Source organism: Paracoccus pantotrophus, assembly GCF_008824185.1.
Classification (GTDB): Bacteria; Pseudomonadota; Alphaproteobacteria; order Rhodobacterales; family Rhodobacteraceae; genus Paracoccus; species Paracoccus pantotrophus.
Genome location: NZ_CP044426.1, coordinates 752,501 through 775,480 on the forward strand (window position 1 = coordinate 752,501; position 22,980 = coordinate 775,480).

At 62.3% G+C, this 22,980-nt stretch carries 20 protein-coding genes, 1 tRNA gene, 2 rRNA genes and 1 pseudogene (1 of these 24 running past the window's edge); 15 read left to right on the forward strand and 9 right to left on the reverse strand.

The window, feature by feature from the left end; genetic code table 11:
* The 3 genes from ESD82_RS14135 to ESD82_RS14145 form a co-directional block, all read left to right on the forward strand.
* Positions 1-1,756 (forward strand): 23S ribosomal RNA (locus ESD82_RS14135); it begins 1,081 nt to the left of the window's first position.
* A 99-nt stretch (positions 1,757-1,855) separates the two neighbouring features.
* A 5S ribosomal RNA gene (rrf, locus tag ESD82_RS14140) occupies positions 1,856-1,970 on the forward strand.
* Between the two features lie 59 nt (positions 1,971-2,029).
* Positions 2,030-2,106: transfer RNA gene (locus ESD82_RS14145), tRNA-Met, on the forward strand.
* A 169-nt stretch (positions 2,107-2,275) separates the two neighbouring features.
* On the opposite strand, the gene ESD82_RS14150 is transcribed toward ESD82_RS14145, so the two are convergent.
* Both ESD82_RS14150 and ESD82_RS14155 read right to left on the reverse strand, forming a co-directional pair.
* Positions 2,276-5,914 (reverse strand): AAA family ATPase, encoded by a 3,639-nt coding sequence (locus tag ESD82_RS14150; RefSeq protein WP_167521769.1) that lies wholly within the window; start codon positions 5,912-5,914, stop codon positions 2,276-2,278.
* A 340-nt stretch (positions 5,915-6,254) separates the two neighbouring features.
* Positions 6,255-6,932 (reverse strand): LexA family transcriptional regulator, encoded by a 678-nt coding sequence (locus ESD82_RS14155; RefSeq protein ID WP_147428081.1) that lies wholly within the window; start codon positions 6,930-6,932, stop codon positions 6,255-6,257.
* Positions 6,933-7,040: 108 nt separating this feature from the next.
* Between ESD82_RS14155 and ESD82_RS21835 the strand changes: the two genes are divergently transcribed.
* From ESD82_RS21835 to ESD82_RS14170, 4 genes and pseudogenes are all read left to right on the forward strand, one after another.
* Entirely contained in the window at positions 7,041-7,724 is a 684-nt protein-coding gene (locus ESD82_RS21835) for a hypothetical protein (RefSeq protein WP_167521753.1), read from the forward strand.
* Positions 7,725-7,925: 201 nt separating this feature from the next.
* Positions 7,926-8,105 (forward strand): helix-turn-helix transcriptional regulator, encoded by a 180-nt coding sequence (locus ESD82_RS14160; protein ID WP_147428080.1) that lies wholly within the window; start codon positions 7,926-7,928, stop codon positions 8,103-8,105.
* Positions 8,106-8,306: 201 nt separating this feature from the next.
* A pseudogene (locus tag ESD82_RS14165) lies at positions 8,307-9,067 on the forward strand (IS5 family transposase).
* A 190-nt stretch (positions 9,068-9,257) separates the two neighbouring features.
* Entirely contained in the window at positions 9,258-9,743 is a 486-nt protein-coding gene (locus tag ESD82_RS14170) for a fasciclin domain-containing protein (protein WP_090617789.1), read from the forward strand.
* Positions 9,744-9,818: 75 nt separating this feature from the next.
* Here the strand turns inward: ESD82_RS14170 and ESD82_RS14175 are convergent, their stop codons facing one another.
* From ESD82_RS14175 to ESD82_RS14195, 5 genes are read right to left on the reverse strand one after another with little or no spacing between them, the layout of a single operon-like run.
* Positions 9,819-10,529: a hypothetical protein gene (locus tag ESD82_RS14175; RefSeq protein ID WP_147428079.1), complete on the reverse strand. Its 711-nt coding sequence runs from the start codon at positions 10,527-10,529 to the stop codon at positions 9,819-9,821.
* A gap of 1 nt (position 10,530) precedes the next feature.
* Complete coding sequence (locus ESD82_RS14180; protein WP_119898626.1) at positions 10,531-11,964, reverse strand: cryptochrome/photolyase family protein; 1,434 nt, start codon at positions 11,962-11,964, stop codon at positions 10,531-10,533.
* Entirely contained in the window at positions 11,965-13,131 is a 1,167-nt protein-coding gene (locus ESD82_RS14185) for an SAM-dependent methyltransferase (protein WP_062563576.1), read from the reverse strand. It abuts the gene before it with no gap.
* Positions 13,128-13,913: a DUF1365 domain-containing protein gene (locus ESD82_RS14190; RefSeq protein WP_147428078.1), complete on the reverse strand. Its 786-nt coding sequence runs from the start codon at positions 13,911-13,913 to the stop codon at positions 13,128-13,130. Before ESD82_RS14190 ends, ESD82_RS14185 begins: the two co-directional genes overlap by 4 nt.
* Positions 13,910-15,193, reverse strand: a complete 1,284-nt coding sequence (locus tag ESD82_RS14195) for an NAD(P)/FAD-dependent oxidoreductase (RefSeq protein WP_147428077.1) — start codon at positions 15,191-15,193, stop codon at positions 13,910-13,912. The genes ESD82_RS14190 and ESD82_RS14195 overlap by 4 nt, the downstream gene beginning before the upstream one ends.
* Before the next feature lie 169 nt (positions 15,194-15,362).
* Between ESD82_RS14195 and ESD82_RS14200 the strand changes: the two genes are divergently transcribed.
* From ESD82_RS14200 to ESD82_RS14210, 3 genes are read left to right on the forward strand one after another with little or no spacing between them, the layout of a single operon-like run.
* On the forward strand, positions 15,363-15,971 hold the full coding sequence (locus ESD82_RS14200; RefSeq protein ID WP_240643575.1) for a sigma-70 family RNA polymerase sigma factor: 609 nt from the start codon (positions 15,363-15,365) through the stop codon (positions 15,969-15,971).
* Complete coding sequence (locus ESD82_RS14205) at positions 15,968-16,600, forward strand: ChrR family anti-sigma-E factor (protein ID WP_119898624.1); 633 nt, start codon at positions 15,968-15,970, stop codon at positions 16,598-16,600. Before ESD82_RS14200 ends, ESD82_RS14205 begins: the two co-directional genes overlap by 4 nt.
* 3 nt (positions 16,601-16,603) lie before the next feature.
* The gene (locus tag ESD82_RS14210) at positions 16,604-17,338 is read left to right on the forward strand and encodes an SDR family NAD(P)-dependent oxidoreductase (protein ID WP_147428076.1); all 735 of its coding nucleotides are present in this window, start codon (positions 16,604-16,606) and stop codon (positions 17,336-17,338) included.
* A gap of 4 nt (positions 17,339-17,342) precedes the next feature.
* Here the strand turns inward: ESD82_RS14210 and ESD82_RS14215 are convergent, their stop codons facing one another.
* Entirely contained in the window at positions 17,343-17,927 is a 585-nt protein-coding gene (locus tag ESD82_RS14215) for a DUF2177 family protein (protein WP_322789440.1), read from the reverse strand.
* Positions 17,928-18,203: 276 nt separating this feature from the next.
* On the opposite strand from ESD82_RS14215, the gene ESD82_RS14220 reads away from it, so the two are divergent.
* Complete coding sequence (locus tag ESD82_RS14220) at positions 18,204-18,455, forward strand: hypothetical protein (RefSeq protein ID WP_208852072.1); 252 nt, start codon at positions 18,204-18,206, stop codon at positions 18,453-18,455.
* Positions 18,456-18,845: 390 nt separating this feature from the next.
* On the opposite strand, the gene ESD82_RS14225 is transcribed toward ESD82_RS14220, so the two are convergent.
* Positions 18,846-19,733 (reverse strand): LysR family transcriptional regulator, encoded by an 888-nt coding sequence (locus tag ESD82_RS14225; RefSeq protein ID WP_147428075.1) that lies wholly within the window; start codon positions 19,731-19,733, stop codon positions 18,846-18,848.
* Positions 19,734-19,844: 111 nt separating this feature from the next.
* On the opposite strand from ESD82_RS14225, the gene ESD82_RS14230 reads away from it, so the two are divergent.
* Genes ESD82_RS14230 through ESD82_RS14245 form a run of 4 tightly spaced genes read left to right on the forward strand, consistent with a single transcriptional unit; the run spans position 19,845 to position 22,977 of the window.
* Positions 19,845-20,831: a hydroxyacid dehydrogenase gene (locus ESD82_RS14230; protein ID WP_147428074.1), complete on the forward strand. Its 987-nt coding sequence runs from the start codon at positions 19,845-19,847 to the stop codon at positions 20,829-20,831.
* A gap of 12 nt (positions 20,832-20,843) precedes the next feature.
* Positions 20,844-21,527: an RraA family protein gene (locus ESD82_RS14235; RefSeq protein ID WP_167521770.1), complete on the forward strand. Its 684-nt coding sequence runs from the start codon at positions 20,844-20,846 to the stop codon at positions 21,525-21,527.
* A gap of 32 nt (positions 21,528-21,559) precedes the next feature.
* Entirely contained in the window at positions 21,560-22,516 is a 957-nt protein-coding gene (locus ESD82_RS14240; protein ID WP_147428072.1) for a tripartite tricarboxylate transporter substrate binding protein, read from the forward strand.
* A gap of 32 nt (positions 22,517-22,548) precedes the next feature.
* On the forward strand, positions 22,549-22,977 hold the full coding sequence (locus tag ESD82_RS14245; protein ID WP_208852073.1) for a tripartite tricarboxylate transporter TctB family protein: 429 nt from the start codon (positions 22,549-22,551) through the stop codon (positions 22,975-22,977).
* Positions 22,978-22,980: the final 3 nt, after the last annotated feature.

The following is a 22,980-nucleotide window of genomic DNA, read 5'->3' on the forward strand; positions in this document are numbered from 1 at the left end:
TGGCTTAGAAGCAGCCATCCTTTAAAGATAGCGTAACAGCTCACTGGTCTAGTCAAGAGGTCTTGCGGCGAAGATGTAACGGGGCTCAAGCCACGAGCCGAAGCTTTGGGTGTGCATTTATGCACGCGGTAGCGGAGCGTTCCGTGATATAACGCCATCCGACTTCAGCTTTCCCTTGGGAAAGCCTTGGTCGGACAGGCGTTTACTGTGAAGCCGGGCCGTAAGGCATCCGGTGGAGTGATCGGAAGCGAGAATGTTGACATGAGTAGCGACAAACAGGGTGAGAGACCCTGTCGCCGAAAGTCCAAGGGTTCCTGCTTAAAGCTAATCTGAGCAGGGTAAGCCGGCCCCTAAGGCGAGGCCGAAAGGCGTAGTCGATGGGAACCAGGTTAATATTCCTGGGCCAGGAGATGGTGACGGATCGCAGGTGTAGTTCCTCCTTATCGGATTGGAGGGGCTGCTGAGCGGTTCCTGGAAATAGCCCTCCACAAGACCGTACCCTAAACCGACACAGGTGGACTGGTAGAGAATACCAAGGCGCTTGAGAGAACCACATTTAAGGAACTCGGCAAAATACCTCCGTAAGTTCGCGAGAAGGAGGCCCCGTTGGCAGGCAACTGTCGGCGGGGGGCACAAACCAGGGGGTGGCGACTGTTTACTAAAAACACAGGGCTCTGCGAAGCCGTAAGGCGACGTATAGGGTCTGACGCCTGCCCGGTGCCGGAAGGTTAAAAGGAGAGGTGCAAGCCTTGAATTGAAGCCCCGGTAAACGGCGGCCGTAACTATAACGGTCCTAAGGTAGCGAAATTCCTTGTCGGGTAAGTTCCGACCTGCACGAATGGCGTAACGACTTCCCCGCTGTCTCAAATGTGGACTCAGCGAAATTGAATTGTCTGTGAAGATGCAGACTTCCCGCGGTTAGACGGAAAGACCCCATGCACCTTTACTATAGCTTCGCACTGGCATCAGGATTGCGATGTGCAGGATAGGTGGTAGGCATCGAAGCGGGGACGCCAGTTCCCGTGGAGCCATCCTTGAGATACCACCCTTCGCACTCTTGATGTCTAACCGCGGCCCGTTATCCGGGTCCGGGACCCTGCGTGGTGGGTAGTTTGACTGGGGCGGTCGCCTCCCAAAGAGTAACGGAGGCGCGCGAAGGTTGGCTCAGAGCGGTCGGAAATCGCTCGTCGAGTGCAATGGCAGAAGCCAGCCTGACTGCAAGACTGACAAGTCGAGCAGAGACGAAAGTCGGCCATAGTGATCCGGTGGTCCCGAGTGGAAGGGCCATCGCTCAACGGATAAAAGGTACGCTGGGGATAACAGGCTGATGATGCCCAAGAGTCCATATCGACGGCATCGTTTGGCACCTCGATGTCGGCTCATCTCATCCTGGGGCTGGAGCAGGTCCCAAGGGTATGGCTGTTCGCCATTTAAAGAGGTACGTGAGCTGGGTTTAGAACGTCGTGAGACAGTTCGGTCCCTATCTGCCGTGGGTGTAGGATACTTGAGAGGAGTTGCCCCTAGTACGAGAGGACCGGGGTGAACGTTCCACTGGTGGACCAGTTATCGTGCCAACGGTAGTGCTGGGTAGCTATGAACGGACAGGATAAACGCTGAAGGCATCTAAGCGTGAAGCCCCCCTCAAAACAAGGTATCCCTTGAGAGCCGTGGAAGACCACCACGTCGATAGGCCGGAGATGTAAGCGCAGCAATGCGTTCAGTTGACCGGTACTAATCGCTCGATAGGCTTGATTTGATCCGGAAGAAGACAGACCTTCTTCCAAAAGCATCCTTGGACAATGTCTTTCCAGGTTCCCAAAAGAACCGGAAAACGCCGATCTCGCTCCTTTTCCGGTCTGGTGGCCAAAGCACGAGCAAAACACCCGATCCCATCCCGAACTCGGCCGTTAAGTGCCGTCGCGCCAATGGTACTGCGTCAAAAGACGTGGGAGAGTAGGTCACCGCCAGACCTGAAAAGAAGCGAGCATCTCTCAGAACGAGAAGCACCGCAAAACCGCGATGCAAATGGCGCGGGGTAGAGCAGCCCGGTAGCTCGTCAGGCTCATAACCTGAAGGTCACAGGTTCAAATCCTGTCCCCGCAACCAAAAAATAACGCGTTATCAAACGCTTGAGCGCCGCCCTCAGGGGCGGCGTTTGCGTTTGCACCCACCGTGGAAGCACTGTGGAAGCAAGAGGGCGCGAAGTCCCTCATATCGCTTCGAAAAGCGGTTCCGCCGATCAAACGCGGCTCCTGGTGCCCTTGCTTCCCAATATTCACAGATCAAACACCTCGCGCACCTGCTGTCTGATCTTCGCCGAGTCGATCGCGCCGTCGAGGCGGTTCTCTGAAGTCACGAGGCGTTCGCCTTTCTTGTTCTCAGGCCCGTCAGGCTCGAGATCCATGACGTCTTTGTACCATTCGAGCTTCTTCTTCCACCGGTTTGCGTATGTGGGATCAGAGAGCATACCTAGATGCTCCCAGTAGACGGTCACACCAGTTGCTGGGTCTTCAGCCGTGAAGTCGGGATAGCGCTCGACACCGTCCGCCCCGCGAAGCCCTTTTTCGTAATGATAGTCGATGCCCTCAGCATGAAGTGCGTCAGCAACGACGACCTCCGAAATCGAACGGACGAGTTCGCCTCTTGCCGTACGGTGAATGAGTCGACGCTCCAAGAAAGTCCCACTCGGATCGGCAAGCATGTCCGGGGCCGCGAAGAGATTGGTGAAGCGCCGAGCCACCTCCGAATACTTGGACGATGTATAAGCTCTAATGTCCGACGGTTGACCCTGTACGAACAAAACAACACGATCTACCTGGCGCGTCAGAGCTGTGTAGATCAACTCTCTGCCCAGAATGAAGCATGGTTGCGGGATCACAACGAAAACTCGGCCAAACTGGCTCCCTTGGCTCTTGTGCACGGTGAGCGCGTAAGCGAGTTCAAGAACCACCGTACCGTCGTCGCCGAAGTCGCCAGGCCAATAGACGAACGTGTTGCCGGGTTGCGTACGGAACTCAACGTCAAGGCGTTCAGGTGTCTTGCCATCCCATGCTTTGCCGAATTTCGTTTGACCGACGACGACTCCTATCTCGCCATTTGAAACCAGCTCTTTCCTTCCACCTAGCACGCCGCGCTTCTTGTTGGTGGTCGAAATGACCTTGTCGCCATAGATGATGCGTTCTGCGCCGTTCGGACGCGGCGTGCGGGGCCGACGTCCTGCCGCAAATCCGAGCGCCTGTTTCCGAAAGCGTTCGTGCAGGAAGCGATTAAGCTCTTCTACGCCGTGTCCCTTGCTACGAACGGGCGTAAGGAGCTGCCAGTTTTCGCACCGAGAAGCGGAGCCTATCCTGTTCCGTTCCGCCCATGTCGCGTTGAAAAACACGCCCTGATCCGTTCCCTCGCCTCCCAGCGAGATACCAAAGCCCCGCTCATCATTAGGACCCTGGATTTCGGGGACATGCTGGACGAGAACTTCCACAAGCTGGTTTTTGAGTTCCTCATCCGTTTGCCAGCAGCGTACTTCAACGTGGCCATCAGTTTGTCCAAGCGCCATGCGTGCCCAGATTTCGTCGGCTCCCGGATCTGGCGCTTCGTCAGTGAACCAAGAAGCCAAGAGCAGATCGTCGCGCCCAGCCTTTCCCTTGCCAGTCTGTCGGCGATGGACTGTCAGTTCTGTGTAACCCGGCCCGACACGGGGAAAAGGGGGCTCCCGCTGTTCGTCCCAAGGCCTTAGTTCCCGTGCCAGATCCACTAGCGGTCTACCGGCACCGATCGGTGGTAACTGTCGGTGGTCCCCAACAAGGATGATCCGCTTCGGGCCCTTGAGTGCGTCGAAGACAGCAGCAAGCATGTCCTCTGTGACCATCGAGGCTTCGTCGATGATTACGGTTCCAGCGCTCTCGACCTTTGGGGCGCTCGAAAGCTGATACTGCTGCGTCTCGGGATTGAAACGATCGGGAAGCAGGAACTGCGCGATGGTAAGAGCCTTCAGCCCCTCGATGTTCCTTTGCATCTGCACTCGCGCCTTGCCGGTCGGCGCCAAGAGCAGGATGCCGTCACCGCGCACCTCTGGTAGATCACAGAGCATCTGAAGCAGCCGCGTCTTGCCTGTTCCTGCAGGCCCAAGGAGTAGCGAGAAGCGTGCTGAATAAAGCTCGGCCAGCGCAGCTGCCTTTTCTGTCCGCGCCAACTCCTCGACCGCGCGCTCATTGTGGTCCTCGGGCATAGCGCCGAGCGACTGGTCAACAAGCTCACGCCACGCGTAAGTCACCTCATGTCGCCGACCTTGCCTGCGCCGGATCACTTGCTGGCGCAGTAAGTCGTTGATCCTGCGTCTTTGCCCGAATTGCCAAGCTCGCATTCCGTCTGAGAGTGAGGCGTCGACGATCTCGGGCGCCATAGTCGGGTCCAACAGCGGCAATAGATCCTTGCTGGGCCTGCAAGGCGGGTCGAGCTCGAGTTCGCAGATCCCCTGTAGAACTTGATCCACTGGAAGCAGGGTATGGCCACTCGTCTCAGCATTTGCGAGCACGTGAACAGCCAAGGCTCGGATTCTTCTGGGGTCTTGGTCGCCTTCTAGGCGGCTGATCTCCGGCAAGGGGAACGCCTCGCGCACCGAATTGTCGGGAAACATGCCTCGATCGATAGTTCCGATCGTCACCGCTTCAAGGCGATGTCTGTCGGTCTCGAAAAGTCGGTAAGGGTTATGGAGGATTTCCTTATCGGTCAGATTCTCGCGGCTTTGGGTGTTGAAGAAGCGAGATGCCTGTTCGATCGTCAGGTTGAATCGGGACAAGAGCTTCAAAAGCTCCAACCGCTCGCCTGGCAGAGCAGAAAGCCGTTTCCCGTCGAACGGCTGTACTTGGGAGACGACCTGAGGAGACAGAACTCGCGTTGGGTCCTCGAGGGCGCGCGATACGAGCGCCCAAGGATCTTCTTCCCATCGGCCGTCGACGCAGTATCGCTGCGCGAGGTCCATCGCGAGCAGAGTCCCGTAACGGATCTCAAACGCGTGCAGCGCGCTACCGAGCCCCGGAAAAGCGCCACGTAGCTGCCAAAGCTCCGAAAGGCGTTCGGAGATCCATTCAAGGTGACGATCCCATGCGCCCGAGATGTGTTTCGCAATGACGCGCACCTTGTCAGCCAACGATAGAAGGCTCGCAATGGCGAGGTCATGGTTAACGTGCTCAGCAACGTTGCTGAACGCCTCGAACCCTTCGTCGGGCGCGAAGGCAACGAATTCCGACGGGTCGATGGTCCCGTCGCGCTCCGCCAAGGCCAGAAGTTCTTGGTAGGGAAGAATGAAGCCGTTAAAGCCGTCAGGGCGGATCGAATGAGAAACTGCCCGTTCCCACATGAGGCCACGCAGCTTTCCAGCGGCGTCGTCGTTGTAAGCATGCTCTTGAGCGGGCATGACAGAAATGATGCGTCCGACTCCCACCAGAACGCGCCGGGGATCATCGGTCAATGGGGTGCGCTTTGCGTATAGAAAGACGAGAGATTTCTCGGGTGCCAGCGCACTAAAGAACGTGTCCAACATGATCTGTTGATTGACGAAGTCATTGACCCAGACTGTCTCGAACGCCAGCTGCGGTTCGCGCGCAAGATCAAAGGGTAGTGCCAACTCATCAGCGATGGCTTGTGCGTCCTCCTTGCGGGTCCAGCGAAAGGGGATGGTCTGCAAGCTGTATGGAGGCAGGCGGAACTCGTTCTCTGCGAAGTGTCCGTGCGTCTCAGCAGAAGAGTCGGCGAACGGGTGGCGGCTGCGAAGGGAGTAAGCCTTGGCGTTCAGAGCTGCCCCACGCTCTGTCAAACATGCCGGAAGTTCCGTTTCGCCCACTTCAGACCAGGTGCGGCCGGCCATGGCTTCCTCTGCTGCATCTTGCCTTTCCTCGCGAATCCGCTTGAGGACCATGCACCAGCTGTTCTTCGAAGGCGCCTTGCACACCGCTCCTGTCCAGCCGGTGTCATGCCAAGGGAGCCGAACCGAGAGATGTTGAACTGGAAGTTGCCGCGCGCTCCTATGCATTTATCCCTCAATCGCCCATAAGTTCCAATGGCTTGGCCGACTTTGGCCAAATTTCCTAACATTCCCAAGAGGTATAGTTAAAGCAGTCCTGCCTCTGCCTTGCGCAGATATTGACAACTGAGCCTACCTTGACGCAAGTTCAAATCTTCGCAGAGGTGCGCCCGGAGAGAAATCTCGCGGGCGCTTTTTCGTTTCTGGCTCCGGGAGGGAGCGACACCACACATCCTCATATCTCCCGCGCGAACCAGCGGATGCGGCCGATGATGCGGATCTCGTCAGCCGTGCGCTCGTAGGCGGGGTAGAGCGGGTTGTCCGAGATCACCCGTACGGCGGGCGGATCGCTGATGGGGATGTGCTCGAGGCGCTTGGCGACCAGGCCCATGCCGTCGTCGAGGACGAAAATGCCAGGGGGGCTGGGGAACTGGCGGGTCATGTCGACCAGCACAGCATCACCGTCCTGCAGCGTGGGGACCATGCTGTCGCCTTCGACATGCATGATCCGGAGTTGTGACGGGCTGGCCTTCAGCTTGTGGCGGATCCACGACTGGCGGAAGTGGTAGGCGCGTCCCGGCGTGTCGCCATCCTCGGTTACAACTGCGCCGCCACCCATCGCAGGGCGCGGCGTCGCATGCGCGATCGCCACGAAGGTATCTTCGGGGGTCTCGCTGAAAGGGGAGGGGCCCTCGATCTCGCCGATCCCGTGGATCAGCCATTCGCGGTCGACCTTAAGCACGCGGGCGACGTCGGCCAGACGGTCGATACTGGGGCGCGAGGAGCGGCCGCGCAGGATGTCATAGACGAAGGAGCGGTTGACCCCGGCCATCTCCGCGACATGGGCCGGTGCCAGGCCGAGTTGGTCGGAGCGGGCCCGCAGACGGTCGGCTAGGGTGTGAGTTTCGGTCATCTTTTCCCCAAGGGGCTGTGGATATAGTGGGATATGACAGGATTGAATTGGGATCGTCAAGCGGCTAGAACAAAAGCCAAACAGATTGCATGGGAATCGGGGGCCCGGATGGAGATCGAGAAGGCGTATTTTACCCTGCCGGAAGTCCTCGCCCGCTGGTCGATGCCCGAGGTCGATCTGGTCTATCTGGCCGAGAACGACCAGCTGCGTCTGTCCGTCCGCATCCTGAACCTGCCTATCGAGTTCGGCGACTTCGAGGAAACCGACGATGGCCGCTGCTTCTCGATCCCCACCGAGCGGTCCTTATTCAATGGGCTGCTGGACCTGCACGTTCAAGACGTCTTCCAGCTCTTCCGCCTTGGCGAGGTCAGCATCACAAGGTTCCGGACAGCGAAGGCGGACTATGCCTGCTTCTACGGTACGCGCGAAAGCTTGCGAATCTGCAAGCCAGATCTGGTGCTAAGGCGCGAAGAACGCGACCGTTTCGAGGCGGCGACAGGGTTCGGCGGTGCCTCGGGACTGAAGTCCGCTGGCGGGTTTCACGCCTCTGCCGACTATCAGAGCGTCCGCTGCAATGACCGGGAGTTCCGGCTGGGTCCGATCCAGGCGCAGGTCGTGCGGATCCTCCATACGGCGGCCCTGCGGGGCGATCCGTGGCAGAGCGGCAAGGCGGTGCTCTCGCAGGCTGGGTCGCGCAGCCTCAAGATGGCTGACGTCTTCAAGTCCAAGAAGGACTGGCCGCTGCTGATCGAGTCGAACGGTCGCGGGGCGTATCGCCTCTTTGGCCTCTGAGTCGGTCGCTCCGCGGCCGCTACCAGATCCCCCCTGTGGGATGCACCGGGGGATGGAGGGGGATGGCGATCCCACCGACACACGATTCACCCCATGATTGAAACGGTCCGGCTGATCCCCCGCCGTATCCCACTCTGATCCCGACGACATCCCCGCGTCGCGCCGTGCATCTTCCTCCCAACGACACACCGGGAGAGGACGATGCAGACCAGAACCTGCCTGAACCAGACCGAACTTGCCGCACGCTGGAGCATTTCGGCGCGCACCCTTGAACGCTGGCGCTGGACCGGCGAGGGCCCGGCCTTCCTGAAGATCGGCGGCCGCGTGGTCTACCGGCTCGAGGATGTGCTGGCCTATGAGCACGGCGCCATGGTGCCATAGATCGCGATGAATTCAGGTCGAATCGACCTGAATTCATAAGCGCGATCGATTCCAAAGAGATAGAGCAGGATGCGGGCGGAAAACCGCTTCACACTTTTCCTCATCCCGCTCTAGGGCGTGTTGACAAAAGGGATTCACCGGGCGCGGTGATCGTGATTCAAGCTGGTATCTGCAATGGAGACCAGCGTGGCACGAAACCTGATGTCGAACGACGAGTGGGCGTTCTTTGAACGCTTCATCCTGGCTGTCCGTTCTCCGAACGGCCGCAAGCCCACGAACCATCGGCTTGTTCTGGATGGGATTTTCTGGATCGCCCGAACGGGGTCGCCCTGGCGCGACCTGCCGGAAGAGTTCGGCAAATGGTCGTCTGTCTATCGGCAGTTCCGGCGCTGGACGTTGGCGGGGCTGTGGGAACAGATCCTGGAGGCGCTGAACGAGAGCCGGATCGTGCCGGATGCGCTGCAGATGATCGACAGCACCGTGGTTCGCGCTCATCATCAGGCAGCGGGCGCAAAAGGGGGACTCCGCGCCAAGGTTTCGGCCGCTCGCGAGGTGGCTTCACGACCAAGATCCATCTGCGGGTCAATGCGGCAGGCCTGCCCATGAGAACCGAGATCACGGCCGGGCAGACATCGGACTACCTCGGCTTCGATCTGGTCATGGCTGACAACCTGCCCGAGCCAAGCGTTCTGCTCGCAGACCGCGGCTACGACTCCGACAACATCCGCAAGACCATGGAGGTGCGCGACGTGGTGCCGGTCATCCCCATGCGCAAAACCCGGAAGCTACGGGTCGCCGTTGACCGCAGGCTCTACCGCCTGCGCAATCTCGTTGAGCGGTGCTTCAACAAGCTCAAGAATGCCCGTCGCGTCGCCACCCGCTACGACAAGACCGCCGAAAGCTTCCTGGGCTTCATCGACATCACGTCGATCCGCCTCTGGCTCCGCCATTTGTCAACATGACCTAGTGCCAGGGAATGTCTGACACACCTGCTGCTTCCGGCATGATCTGGTCGATTTGGACATCCGCGCACGCAAATCGAATTTTTCCTGTCCGCAAGTTTGATCCGTCCGGGGGCGACCTGCGTAATGACGATGGAGGGTACGGATATTGTCCTCTGCGAAACACTACTTGACACAATGGAGAAACGGAATGCTACGCAAGTTTCTGATGGGGGCTGCGGCAACGACCATGCTGGCAGGTGCCGCCATGGCGCAAGATGCGACCTCGGACATTGTTGATACGGCAGTTGCCGCGGGCGATTTCACGACGCTGGTTGCTGCGGTTCAGGCGGCCGGGCTGGTGGACACGCTGAAAGGTGAAGGTCCCTTCACTGTCTTCGCGCCGACGGACGCGGCCTTTGCGGCCCTTCCCGAAGGGACCGTGGACACGCTGCTGAAGCCGGAAAACAAGGATCAACTGGTCTCGATCCTGACCTATCACGTGGTTCCGGGTGCGGTCATGTCTTCGGATCTGACCGAGGGGATGTCGGCAGCCACGGTTCAGGGCGGCGAGGTGACCTTCACGCTTGATGGCGGCGCGAAAGTCAATGACGCCAACATCACCACGGCCGATATCGCGGCCTCGAACGGAGTGATTCATGTCATCGACGCGGTGATCATGCCTCCTGCCAACTGAGGCGAATGGCACAGTTGATCATATGTAAACCAGATAGACCCCGGCTGTATCAGCCGGGGTAGCGTTTTATAGCGATCAGCCGCGGCTGGATTTGGGGATGAACCGGTCGAACATTGCGAGCATGATGATTCCCGCGCCGCAGATCATGGCGATCAGCCAGTCGCCGGCGCCCGCATTGGCCACAATGACGCCGAACAATGCCCAGATGACACCGGCGCGATAGGACCAGACGTGCGGACGGACGAAGGCGACCGCAACAGCCGCAATCAGGACGCAAATGATCAGCGCAATGGCGGCTGTTCGCGGCGGCAATATGCCATATCCCGTCGCCACCACCGACAGGGCGACCCCTGATGCAGCCGTCAGCCAGCCGGTGTATAGCCCGATGGGTGCCCATTCGCGCCAGCCGGGCCCGACCCGCAGCATCGCCATGATCGCAGCCGCCGCCATCACCAGGATCATCGCCGTGGCGATCGATGGGGAACGGAGGGCAGCCTCGATCCAGAACACGCCGATGAACAGGCTGATGCCAAGGGGCCAGGCAGCGCGCCCCCAGCCCGGCATGGTTTCAGGGCGCCAAAGAGCCCATACCGAGGCAAGAATCAGCCCCAAATAGATCAGCCCCCAGATTGAAAAGGCCCATCCAACGGGTTGGGCGGGCCAGCGGTCCACCTGCACGGGAAAGCTTTCCGTGTAAAAGCCGCCAAAGCCATTCGACAGGACGGGCGAAACGGCGAAACCCACAGCCAACAGCAGTATGATGATCCTTGCGTTGCGGTCATTCATTTCAGGTCTCCGATATGGTGGCGCGAAACTGTGCCAAGGCCGCCAGCGCGGCATTGCGCCCCTTGGCCAGCATGGATGGGGGACCGGGGAGCCAAGGTCCGCGGTTCCACGCCGGTGGAATGCTTTGCAGCCAGACCTCAGCCTCTGGGCAAGAGGCACCGTCAAATCCAGCAAGCCAGCGCCGGCGATAATCGCCCTGAGGGTCGTATTGTTCCGCCTGCCTCTCGGGGTTGAAGATGCGGAAATAGGGCGCCGCATCGGGGCCGCAGCCCGCCACCCATTGCCAGTTCATCGCATTGGCGGCCGGGTCCCAATCGGTCAGGCAATCGGCGAAATGCGCCAGCCCCGCGCGCCAGTCGATCAGCAGATGCTTGGTCAGCCAGCTTGCAACCACCATGCGCACGCGGTTGTGCATCCGGCCCGTCAACCACATCTGGCGCAATCCGGCATCGACCAGCGCCACCCCGGTTTCCGCCCGCTGCCAGCCGATCAGCTCGGGGGCGTCTTTGCGCCAGGGAAAGCCCTCCCATTCGGGACGGCAGCAGGCAACCGGCATCTGCGGGAACTCGATCAGCAGATGCCAGGAAAAGTCGCGCCAGATCACTTCGGACAGGAACTTGCCGATGCCGGCTGCGTGTTCGGGCGACACCTCGGCCCTCAGCATGGCTCTGGCCCAGACCACGCGTGGACTGATTTCTCCCACCGCAAGATGATCGGAGAGGCCGGAAGTCGCGTCGAGATCGGGGCGATCACGCCCGCCGGGATAGGCAGAGGCTCGGTCGAGAAAGTCGTCCAGCCGGGCAAGCGCGGCGCCTTCGCCCGCAGGCGGGGCAAACTGCTCCAAGGCGGCGCGGCCACGGTGCAGGTCCGGAGCGAGATCCAGTTTCAGTGGATCAAGCCCCTGAAGCGGCTCGGTGCAAGCTGTGATCCGCCGCGGCGCGTCAGCGGCGGGCCGATCGGGGCCGAGCTGCCGCACTGCCCGCGCAAAGGGGGAATAGACCCGATAGGCGCCCCCATTGCCTGTTCGGATCGCCCGGGGGTGCACCAGAAGATGGCCCGGATGCAGGACCAGCTCGGCACCCGCAGGCCGCAGGGCCGCCCGCATGCGGCCTTGCAGCGTCCGCATTTCGGATGTGGGCCAGTCGGACTGGTGCAGCCTGCGCACTCCCAGCCGCTTCATCAACGGTGGCAGGATCTCATCCGCCTCGCCGCGCAGGATCGTGATGCCCTTGCCGCCGGTGCGTTGCCGAAGGGTGGCATCCAGCGATTGCAGCGCGCGCATCAGCCGCCAGCGGCTGGCCGCGCCCTGCGTCATGGTCAGCCGGTCGATGATGAAAACCGGCAGCAGTGGACCATCGGCAATGGCGGCCTGAAGCGCGGGGTTGTCATGCAGACGAAAATCACGGGTCAGCCAGAGGATGCCGGGCGCCGCCATTCAAGCCGCCGCATCCGCGTGGTCAAGCGTCACCTGCACCACATCGCAGCGCCCTGTGGCAAAGGCAGCGGCGCAGCCCTCCAGATAGAACTGCCAGCCGCGCAGGAACGCGTCACCATAGCCAAGCCGCTCGATGCGCGGGCGCTGTTGCATCATCCTCTCGCACCAGATCCGGCAGGTGCGGGCATAATCCGGGCCGAAAGCGTGGCTGTCTTGGACGCGCAGCCCGGCCTTTGCGGCCTCATGGATGATGATCGCAGAACAGGGCAGCATGCCGCCGGGAAAGACATGCTGACGGATGAAATCCGAGCGGCGGCGATATACCGAAAACTCGGCATCAGGCACGGTGATCGCCTGCAAGACCGCCCGCCCACCCGGTGCCAGCCGCGCCTTGAGGGTGGCGAAATAGGTCGGCCAATAGCGTTCTCCCACCGCCTCGATCATCTCGATCGACACGATGTTGTCAAAGCTGCCCGTCACCTGACGGTAATCCTGAAGCCGCACCTCGGCGCGGCCATCCAGCCGGGCATCGGCATAGCCCTTTTGCGAGGGCGACAGCGTGATCGCGGTCACGTCATGGCCGTGATCCGCAGCAGCTTCGGCGAACCCGCCCCAGCCGCAGCCGATTTCCAGCAGGCTTTCGCCCGGTGTCAGTTGCGCCAGGATGCGCGCGTTCTTGCGGGCCTGCGCGCGCGGCAGATCATCGCCTTCACCAAACAGTGCCGAGGAATAGGTCATGCCGGGATCAAGCCACAACTGGTAGAACTCGTTCCCCACATCGTAATGCGCGCGGATATTGCGCCGCGATCCACGCAGACTGTTTGGCCGCATCAGTCGGTCGACCAGCCGCATTCGCATGGCCTGAAGCCGCCCCGGCTCTCCCCAACCGGCCCGAAGGCCAAGGTTGCGCAGGGCCAGCGACAGCGTCGCCTCCAGCGTCTCGCTGTGCCACTCGCCGGCGATCCAGCCTTCGCCCAAGCCCACATCGCCGCGCAGCGCCAGACGCGGAAGCAGCCGCCAGTCGCGGATCTGCAAGTCCGCCTCGGGGCCGGCGCTGCCAAAGCGGTGGCGAGTGCCCTCGGGCGTGGTAAGGGTCAGGATTCCATCGCCGATCCCTTCAAGGGCGGAAAGAAAGCGGGACTTGAGGGAGCGTGTCGCAAGGCTCATCGACTGATTTCCTGATCGGGTGGGGTGGGAACGCGGCGATAGGCAGCGCCTTTGAGTTTCAGGCGCAGCGCGTGCCAATAGATCTGGGCAATCACCCGCAGCGCACCGCCCGGCCGGCGAAAACTTGTTGCAAGAACCCCGAGGGTGGTCAGCGGCACCAGGCGCCCTGTCATGGCGGTGTCGATGCCGCCCGCGCCGTCCTGTTGTGCGATGCGGATGGCGATGCGGTCGGGGTGCAGGGCAAAGCGGAAATGATACTCCCCCGCCACGTCCTGAAAGGGCGAGACGTGAAACACCTTGCGCGCGGTCAGTTCCGTTTCAGCGGTAATCGGCGCAAGGTCGGGGCGGGCCAGCAGATAACTGTGGCGTTGGCCGAAGGTGTTGTTGACCTCGGCAATCGCGGCGATCAGCGCGTCGCCCTGGATCAGCATCCAGAAGCTGACTGGGTTGAACCAGTAGCCCAAGAAACGTGGCTGCGTCACCAGCACCAGCACCAGCACCAGCCCCGGACGGCGGGCGATCCCGGCCGCGCCGAACTGCGCCCAGGCCCAGTGGGCGCCGGTGCCCGCGCCACGCGGGCCGCCGTGGTCGGAGTCGTAAAAGGCGATCAGGCCAAACCTGTTATGCCCCATCAGCCGGGGCGGGTGAAAATGTTCAGGCGCCAGCAGCAGATGATCGGCATGGGTACGGAATGTGTGGCGCAGGGCACCGCGCCGGGCATGGGTCACCAGCGCGGGCATCGCCAGCACCTCACCCGCCTCAAGCCGCGCGGCGAGGGTCATGGCAGCACCGCCACAGGCAGCAACCGCCGCGCGATGCGCATGGCGCTGGCAAAGCCGTCTTCGTGAAAGCCGTTGCGCAGCCATGCTCCAGCAAACCAGGTGTTGCGATTGCCCTGCATCGCGGCAATCCGCGCCTGTGCGTCCAACGCCGTAAGATCAAAGACCGGATGACGGAAGGTTACCTGATCGTAGATCAAACGCGGGTCGATCCCGTCACCCGCGTTCAGCGTGACAAACAGCGGATCGTCGTCCGGGATATTCTGCAGCCTGTTCATCCAATAGGTGACGGCCACACCCGCTCGCCCGGTATCGCCCCGGCTGACCCATGAACTCCAACATCTGCGGCGGCGCGGCATCACGGATGGGTCTGCGTGAAGGACAGCCTGGTTGGGCTGGAACCGGATTGCCGAAAGGGCGGCCTGTTCGGTCCCGTCAGCATCACTCAGCATCGCGAGCGCCTGATCGGCATGGGTTGCAAGGATGACATGATCGAAACTTTCGGCCTCTGCCCCTTTGGCGCGCAGGGTTACGGTTTCGCCGCTGCGCGTGACCGCCCCCACGGAAGTGCCGGGGCGCAGATCGACTCCGGCCTGCACCAGCGCCGCCAACAGGCGCTCGACATAGGAGATCGAGCCGCCGTCCACCGTCCACCACCGGTGATGCTGGCCGCGGGACAATAGCCCGTGGTTGCGCATGAACCGCACCATCGCACGGGCCGGGAAGGCCCCGATGTCGTGATCGGGCGTGGACCAGATCGCCCCGCAGAACGGATAAAGGTAATGGTCGCGAAATCGTGCACCCAGACGCATCCGCGCGATCAGGGCGGCGATGGTCATCTCGGGCGCTGCCGCCACTTCGGCCTCGGCCCCGGCATTGAAGCGCAGGATGTCGCGGATCATCAGGTGAAAGCGCGGGTCCACGATGTTGCGGCGCTGGCCGAACAGCGCATTGCCGGACCGCAGCGCATATTCCACCCCGCCAGCGTCCAGCGAGACGCCAAAGCTCATGTCGCTTTTGACGATTGGCACGTCAAGGTCGCGAAACATCGCCGTCAGATGCGGGTAATTGACATGGTTGAACACGATGAACCCGGTATCGACCGGCTGATCGCCCCGCTTGCCGGCAAGAACCGTGCGCGCATGGCCGCCAAGCCGGATCGCTTCTTCGTATAACGTAACATGATGGTGGCGCGACAGAACCCATGCGCAAGCCAGGCCCGATATGCCCCCGCCGACGATGGCAATTCGCTGCGGCGCGCCGTTGGTGATGTCAAAAGGCATCTGGACTCCACTAACTCTTTGACAAGCTTACGCGTGGAACCTGGCCTTGGATCAATCAAACCGAAAAATTGCCGTAAGAATGATCTGCTACGCCTTGTCACCCGTATTGCATGGCATGAACACTGCATTTGCACCTGTCGAGCCTTGCACTTATAGAACGCTCAGTCCGATGGCACCGCCACTGGTCGATAGCGGTGCCGTGGGTGCCACAGTGGTGAGTCAGCAGCCGATGAGTGATCTTTCCGAGTTGAGTCGAGATTTGATCGCTGTCCGCGACAGCCGTGACCGCGCGGCGTTCGGACGGCTCTTTGACCATTTTGCCCCAAGGATCAAGGCGATGATGCTGCGCGGCGGGCTGCGCGACGGCACTGCCGAGGATGTGGTGCAGGATGTGATGCTTGCGGTCTGGCACAAGGCAGGGCAGTTTGACCCGCATCGCGCCGACGCGGCCGGTTGGATCTATGGCATTGCCCGGAACCGGCGCATCGACATGGCGCGCCGCCGCCCGCTGGCACAACCCGACGAGATGCCCGAGCTTGAGAGCCTGGAACCCGACGCAGACCAGATCATCGCTCTGCAGCAGGAGGCGCGCCACCTGGCCGAGGCACTTGCGCGACTCGCTCCCGAACAGGTCGAGGCGCTGCGCGCCGCCTATTTCGATGACGTTCCCCATAGCGGTATCAGTGAAATGACGGGCTTGCCGCTTGGCACCATCAAGTCCCGCATCCGCCTTGGCCTTGAACGCCTCCGGCACGAGCTGAAGAAGATAGCACCATGACCGCCATCCGCCACCACATCCCCGACGACATGCTTGACGCGTATCGCGCTGGAACCTTGCCACATGCCTTCGGCGTGGTCGTGGCTGCGCATCTGTCACTTTGCGACCAATGCCGCGCCCGCCACGAGGCGGCAGACATGATCGGCGGCGCGTTTTTGCTGGGTGCAGAGGGTGCAAACCTGCGCGCCGATGCACGCGACCGTATGATGGCGGCACTGGACGCACCGGCGCCGAAACCGCCCCCGCGCGCCTCTGGCCCGTTTCCCTCGGCTGTGATGCACGAATTGGGCGGAAGGCCGCCGCACTGGCGCATGTTGGGCGGTGGCATCCGCCAGCAGATCCTGACCACCGATCGTGAAGGCTCGCTGCGGTTGTTGTATATCCCGCCGGGCAAGGCCGTGCCCGAACACGGGCATAGCGGGCAGGAATTGACGCTGGTGCTGCAGGGCAGCTTTTCCGACAGTGCGGGCGCATTTCATCGCGGCGACGTAGAAGTGGCGCATGACGAGATCGACCACCAACCCGTGGCCGGCCCAGGCGAGCCTTGCATCTGCCTGGCGGCAACAGATGCGCCCCTGCGCTTTCGCGCGCTGATCCCGCGGCTGTTGCAGCCGATCTTCCGGATTTGAAGGATGGGCCATGCAGGCCGCCGCATCTGGATCATTGGTGCCAGCGCCGGGATCGGCGCTGCACTTGCCCGGGCGCTGGCCGGGCAAGGTGCGCAGCTGATCCTTTCCGCCCGCGATGATGACGCGCTGGAGGTGCTGGCCACGGAATGCGGCGGTGCGCAGGCCCTGCCGCTGGATCTGGGACAACCCGAAACGCTGGCAGCGGTGGTGAAGCGGCTTGCGCTTGAGGCGCCGCTCGATGCGATCATCTGCACCGCCGCGCTTTATGATCCCGGTCGCGTCGCCGACATCGACCCCGCCCAAGCCGAGGCGATGGTGCGGGTCAACATCCTGGGCATGATCGAGGTCGCCCGCCAATGCCCCCCGCTGCTGCGCGACGGTGGACAGTTGGTGCTGTTCGGCTCGGTTGCGGGCTATATCGGTCTGCCGGGGGGGCAGCCTTATTCAGCGACCAAGGCTGCGGTGAACAACCTGGCCGAAACGCTTGCGGTCGAACTGGCACCGCGCGTGGACGTGCGGCTGGTCTGTCCTGGCTTCGTCCAGACCAGATTGACAGCAAGAAACGACTTTGCCATGCCCGCAATCATCACTCCCGAGCAGGCGGCAGAGGCGGTGCTGCGCGGGATGCAGCGGCGGGGATTCGAGATCCATTTCCCGCGCCGCTTCACCTGGGTGATGAAGCTGGTGCGGGCCTTGCCTTATGCGCTCTCGCTGCGCCTGTTGCGACGCTTGGGCTGATCGTTCAGTTAAATCGCCCCGAAAGTGCCAGAACGCCAATCCAGGCTGAAAATCCGGTCAGCAGCATGCCCCACAATCCATCGATGATGACCTGCTCCCACGACCAGTCGGCGAGCGTGGCGTAATTAGTCATCTCATAGGTACCATAACACATCAGCCCGATGACCATGCCTCCGATCAACGCCTGCAGGGGATCGTTGCCCTTCAGCGCGGGCCAGGAAACCAGCCACACAAGCCCGGCGATATATCCCAGATAGAACAGCGCTGCCGGACCAAGCCGCAGCGGATCGGCAAGAAGATGGCCGACATTGCGCTCGAACACCGGCCGGATGAGAAACCGGATCCCTATCGCATCCAGAGCGAGAAACACCGCGGCGGTTGCAGTATAGAGAAGCGCGACTTGAAGCATGGGGAGTCCCTCGAAATTCTTGAGCTGCCAGTTGTCGTCCAGCCGCCGCAGATAGGGCGAACCTTCTGCTATTCGGGCCATTTTCTTTGCTTTACGCACATAACCTCGCAGCAGATCAATTTTTGCGTGCAGAACGGCAGACTGATCGTCCCTCATTATAGACGACAGCGCCGAGCGCATTCGGGCCCCAGGGACGGTGTGGACGTCAACCTCCGCTGACACCTGACTGTTGAGTTATCGTCTCGCCAACAGCACTGCCCGAAAGCAGCAACAAAAGTCCTGAAATCAGATGGTGCTGTTTTGGCCCAAGGGGCCAATGCGCCATGGCACGCGCCAGCTATCTGGTAAGCGCGCGCGCCATGGCGCCGGTCACCGCCGCGTGGCCGGATTTTACTCCGCCGCGTGGCCGGATATTGCACCGCCGTTGACAGCGTTCTGCTCGGTGCCGGCACGGCGATGGTCTATCCGAGCCTGATCGCTGCCGTCTCGGACGCCTCGCATCCGACATGGCGTGCCCGGTCGCTCAGCGTCTACCGCTTCTGGAGGGATCTCGGCTATGCCATCGGGGCACTGTCTGCCGGGCTGATTGCGGACCGCTTCGGCTTCGGCGCGGCCATCACGGCCATCGCCGCCGTGAGCTTGCTGTCGGGCACGATCGTTGCGCTCGTCATGCGTGAACAGAAGGGCGCCTTGCCTGACCGGACCTGACTGCCCGGCGTCGAGCGATGTAAAACAGGAACTTGCGGGAGGAGCGACATCGGGATCCACGACGTTTCCCTCGATCATTTCTGTAATCCTCTGTCTGAAGCTTCGACCCTTGCACCAACCACCTATCGGGGTGGTGACGAAGGCCTTGCAGGGTTTGGCCGCACCGGCGCGCACGCGACGCTCGGTCTGGTCGATGCACCGGACGTGCACGGCTTTCCGCCGTACTGCCGCGTCGGTCGGCAGGAAGGAGGCCATCCAGTCCGCGCGATTAGGACAAAGGCCGATTGCGCTGGCGGAACGGGCAGCGAGCGCCTTCATGATCGCCGTTTCAAGATAGACCGCCGAGAAATCCAACGCGCGATGCAAGCGATCGGTGGCCTGGCAAGCGGATCAGACAAGCCTTCGCACCCCATACTCGCCGCTGACCAGTGCCAGTTGCTCGTGCAATTCGGCGATCAGCCCGGCCCGAGGCCCTTTCGGGCGTTGTAGCAGCCCGATCTGGCGAAAGACCGGCGGATCGCCGAAGGGCAGCATGACCAGGTCCACCCCGCGCTCGATCGCGGCGATCCGCGGCACGATCGACACCCCGAGCCCGTTTTCGACACAGGCGGTCACCGCCGAAATCGTGTCCATCTCGGCGATGTCGTTCAGCGGCAGGTTCATCCGGCCCAGCTCGGTTTCGATCAGCCGCGCCAGGGGCACGTTGCTGCGGAACCGCACGTAGGGAAGCGCCGACAACGCCTGCCGGACATCAACGACCGGGGTTCCCGGAGGCGCGATCAGAAACAGCGGCTCGCGGATAAAGGGCGACCAGTCGAGATCGCGCGAGGACAGGCTGTTCTCGGCGATGATCGCGGCGTCCAGCCTGCCGGCATAGACATCCTGGACCAGATTTTCCGAGTTCCCGACCAGAAGCCGGATCTTGAGGCCGGGATGATTCGCCACGACGCGCGATACCGCTTGCGGCAGCAACCCTATCGCGCTGGTGCGGACCGAGCCGATGACGAATTTTCCCACGATCCGGCGGCCTGAAATCGCATCGATGGCGTTTTCCGCCGCCCTGACAAGCTCTGCCGCCGCCTCGACCATCTGCTGTCCCGCCGCGGTCAGCGTCGGCGGGCGGTTCTCGCGGTTGAAAAGCGAAACTCCGACTTCGTTTTCAAGGGCCTGGATCTGCTGGCTGACCGCCGAGGGCGTCAGCGCAACGCGGTTCGCGGCACGGGCGAAGCTGCCGGTTTCCACAATGGCGAGAAGTGTCTTTAGCTGGCGCGTATCCATTTGATGCAGTTTTTCTGAATATATCAAACAGTTTTATCCGCTTTCATTCAGATATCCAACTGATAAATTCCAGGCCGAGGAGCTGCCACGGGGTGTGGCACACGGAGGATCATGTCACAGAATATCCTGATCACGGGGCCAAGCCTGGCACCTGCCGCCGCAGATGTGCTGACGCGAGCGGGTTATGTTCCGGTCTACGTTCCGCCCTATACCAACGGCGAGGGTCTGATCGAGGTCGTGCGCATGGCCGATCCGGTCGGCATCCTGGCGCGCATGGGTCGGATCGATGAAACCGTGTTCGCGGCGGCGCCCCGGCTTCGCGTGATTTCGAAGCACGGTGCGGGCGTGGACAATATCGACGTCGAGGCCGCCACGGCCCGGGGAATCCCGGTGCTGAACGCGGCGGGCGCCAATGCGGTCTCGGTGGCGGAGCAGGCCATGGCGCTGCTCTTTGCCGTGGCAAAGCGGATCATCCCGCTCGATCGCGGCATCCGCGAGGGCCGCTGGGAGAAGCCGGGCTTCCAGGGCCGCGAACTGGCGGGCTCGGTCATGGGGCTGGTGGCATTCGGCGCCATCTCTCGCCAAACCGCGCGCTTTGCCAAGGGGCTCGGCATCAGCGTCCGCGCCCACGATCCGTTCTCGCCCACGGAGGCCTTTGCGGCCGAGGGGGTCGAGCGGGTCGAGGATCTGGACGAACTGTTCGCCAGTTGCGACATCATCAGCCTGCATTGCCCGCTGACGCCCGCGACGAAGAACATGGTCAACGCCCAGCGCCTGTCGCGGATGAAACCGGGCGCCATCATCATCAACACCGCGCGGGGCGGGCTGATCGACGAGCCCGCGCTGGCCGAAGCACTGGCAAGCGGCCGGATCTCCGGCGCCGGGCTTGATACCTTCGCACAAGAGCCACCCCCCGCCGAACATCCGTTCTGGACAGAGCCGCGCCTTGTCCTCAGCCCGCATATCGGCGGCGTCACCAAGGCCGCAAACATCCGCGTCGGGGTCGAGGCCGCGCAGGGCATCGTGGATATGCTGGAGGGCCGTCCCGTGCCCGAAGCGCGCATCGTCAACCGCGCAGAACTGAAGATCAGCGTCTAAGGAGACATTTTCATGGCAACCGGATTTCGTGTCCTGAAACGCGAACGCGCCGTTTCCGCCGACGTGGTGCGGCGTTTTCTGAAACTGCCCGTCGCCAATGTCAGCGACAGCATGCACCGCATGACCGCCGCCGGGCCGCGTCTGGCCAAGATGCACCGCGACGGCCAGCTTGCCGGCCCGGCCATCACCGTCAAGGCCCGCCCGGGAGACAACCTGATGCTGCACAAGGCCATCGACATGGCCCAGCCCGGCGACGTCATCGTCGTCGATGCGGGCGGCGACCTGACCAACTCGCTGATGGGCGAGCTGATGCTGGCCCATGCGGTCAAGCGCGGCGTGGCGGGCTTCGTGCTGAACGGCGCGATCCGCGATGCGGACGCGTTCCTTTCCACCAACCTGCCGGTCTTTGCCGCAGGCGTGACCCATCGCGGTCCCTACAAGGACGGCCCGGGCGAGATCAACGTGCCCATCGCCATCGACGGCATGGTGATCGAGCCGGGCGACCTGGTCCTGGGCGACAGCGACGGCGTGCTGGCGGTCCCCTTCGACATCGTGGAAGAGGTCTATGCCAGGACCAGTGCCAAGCAGGACGCCGAAACCAAGCAGATGGCGGCGATCGAGGCCGGGACGAACGACCGTTCCTGGGTTGATGCCGCACTGAAGAAACTGGGCTGCGAGATCCCTGAAGGGATCTAAGTCCAACAGCCAGGACCAAAGGGAGGAAACCTATGTCCGCTAAAACGAGTCTGCCGCTTGCTGCGGCGCTGTTCGCATCGGCCGCGACCATGGCCCATGCCGACTGGCCGACCGATCGACCAATCGAGATGATCGTCGCCTTCGCTCCCGGGGGCGGCACCGACATCATGCTGCGCACCCTTGCTCCCTATCTTGAGGCGGAACTGGGCACGCAGTTTCCGGTGCTGAACCGTCCCGGGGCGGCAGGCGAGATCACCTATACCGCGCTGGCGCAGGCGCGGCCGGATGGCTACACCGTCTCGTCGCTGAATACGCCCGGCTTCCTGACCATGCAGATCGACCGCAAGCCGCGCTTCGACCCCGAGGAGATCTGCCCGATCGCGCGCATCGTCGAGGACCCCGGCACCTTCATCGTTCCCGCGGGCTCGGACTTCCAGACGCTGGAGGATCTCGTCGCCCATGCCAGGGAAAACCCGGGTGCCGTGTCCATCGGCACCACCGGCGTCGGCACCGACGAGCATCTGGCGATGCTGCAACTGGAGCGTTCGGCGGGCGTGGACCTGACGGCAGTTCCCTTTGCCGGCGCCAACGAGGCCAAGACCGCGCTTCTGGGCGGCCACATCACCGCCATCGGACTGAATGTCGGCGAATACGCCACCGCCGACAAGGGCGCGATGCGCGCGCTGGCCCAGTTCGCCGAGGAACGCTCGGTCCTAGCCGAGGATCTGCCGACCGCCAAGGAACAGGGCTTCGACGTCATCATGTCCTCCGAGCGTGGCCTTGCCGCGCGCTGCGAAGTGCCCGAGGAAATCCGCGCCCGCCTGGCCGAGGCCGTCGACGCGGCCTTGGCCAACCCCGAATTCCAGGCCCAGGCCAAGCAACAATCCCTGCCCCTGGCGTTCCAGTCGGGTGCCGAGTGGAAGGAAGCCATGCCTGCACGGCTCGAGCGCTACCGCGATATCTTCGCGCTGATCAAAGAGGGACAGTGATGACCGGGCCGGGCACGACGAAAAGAGGGGACATGCCCGATCTTCTGACGGCGGCGCTATTCATCGGATTCGGCGTGCTCGGCCTGTGGCTTTCGCGGCCGCTGGATCAGGGAACGCTGGCGCAGATGGGGCCGGGCTTTCTGCCCCGCGTTGTCTGCGGGGGGCTGATCGTCCTGGGCGCCGTCATCGGCTTTTCGGCCCTGCATCGCCAGGGTGAGCCCTTGGAGGCGATGAAGCTGCGGCCGCTGGCGGTGATCGTGCTGTCGATCGTCGGCTTTGCCTATCTTGCCGAACATGCCGGTTTCGTCGTCGCGTCGCTGTGGCTGATCATCGCCGGATCGCTGGCCGATCCCGGTGGGCGGTGGCGCACGACATTGCTGCTGGCAGGCGGCCTGACCCTGTTTGGCGCATTGGTCTTCATCTACGGCCTTGGCGTCCAGATGAAGATCTGGCCGTTCTGAGCC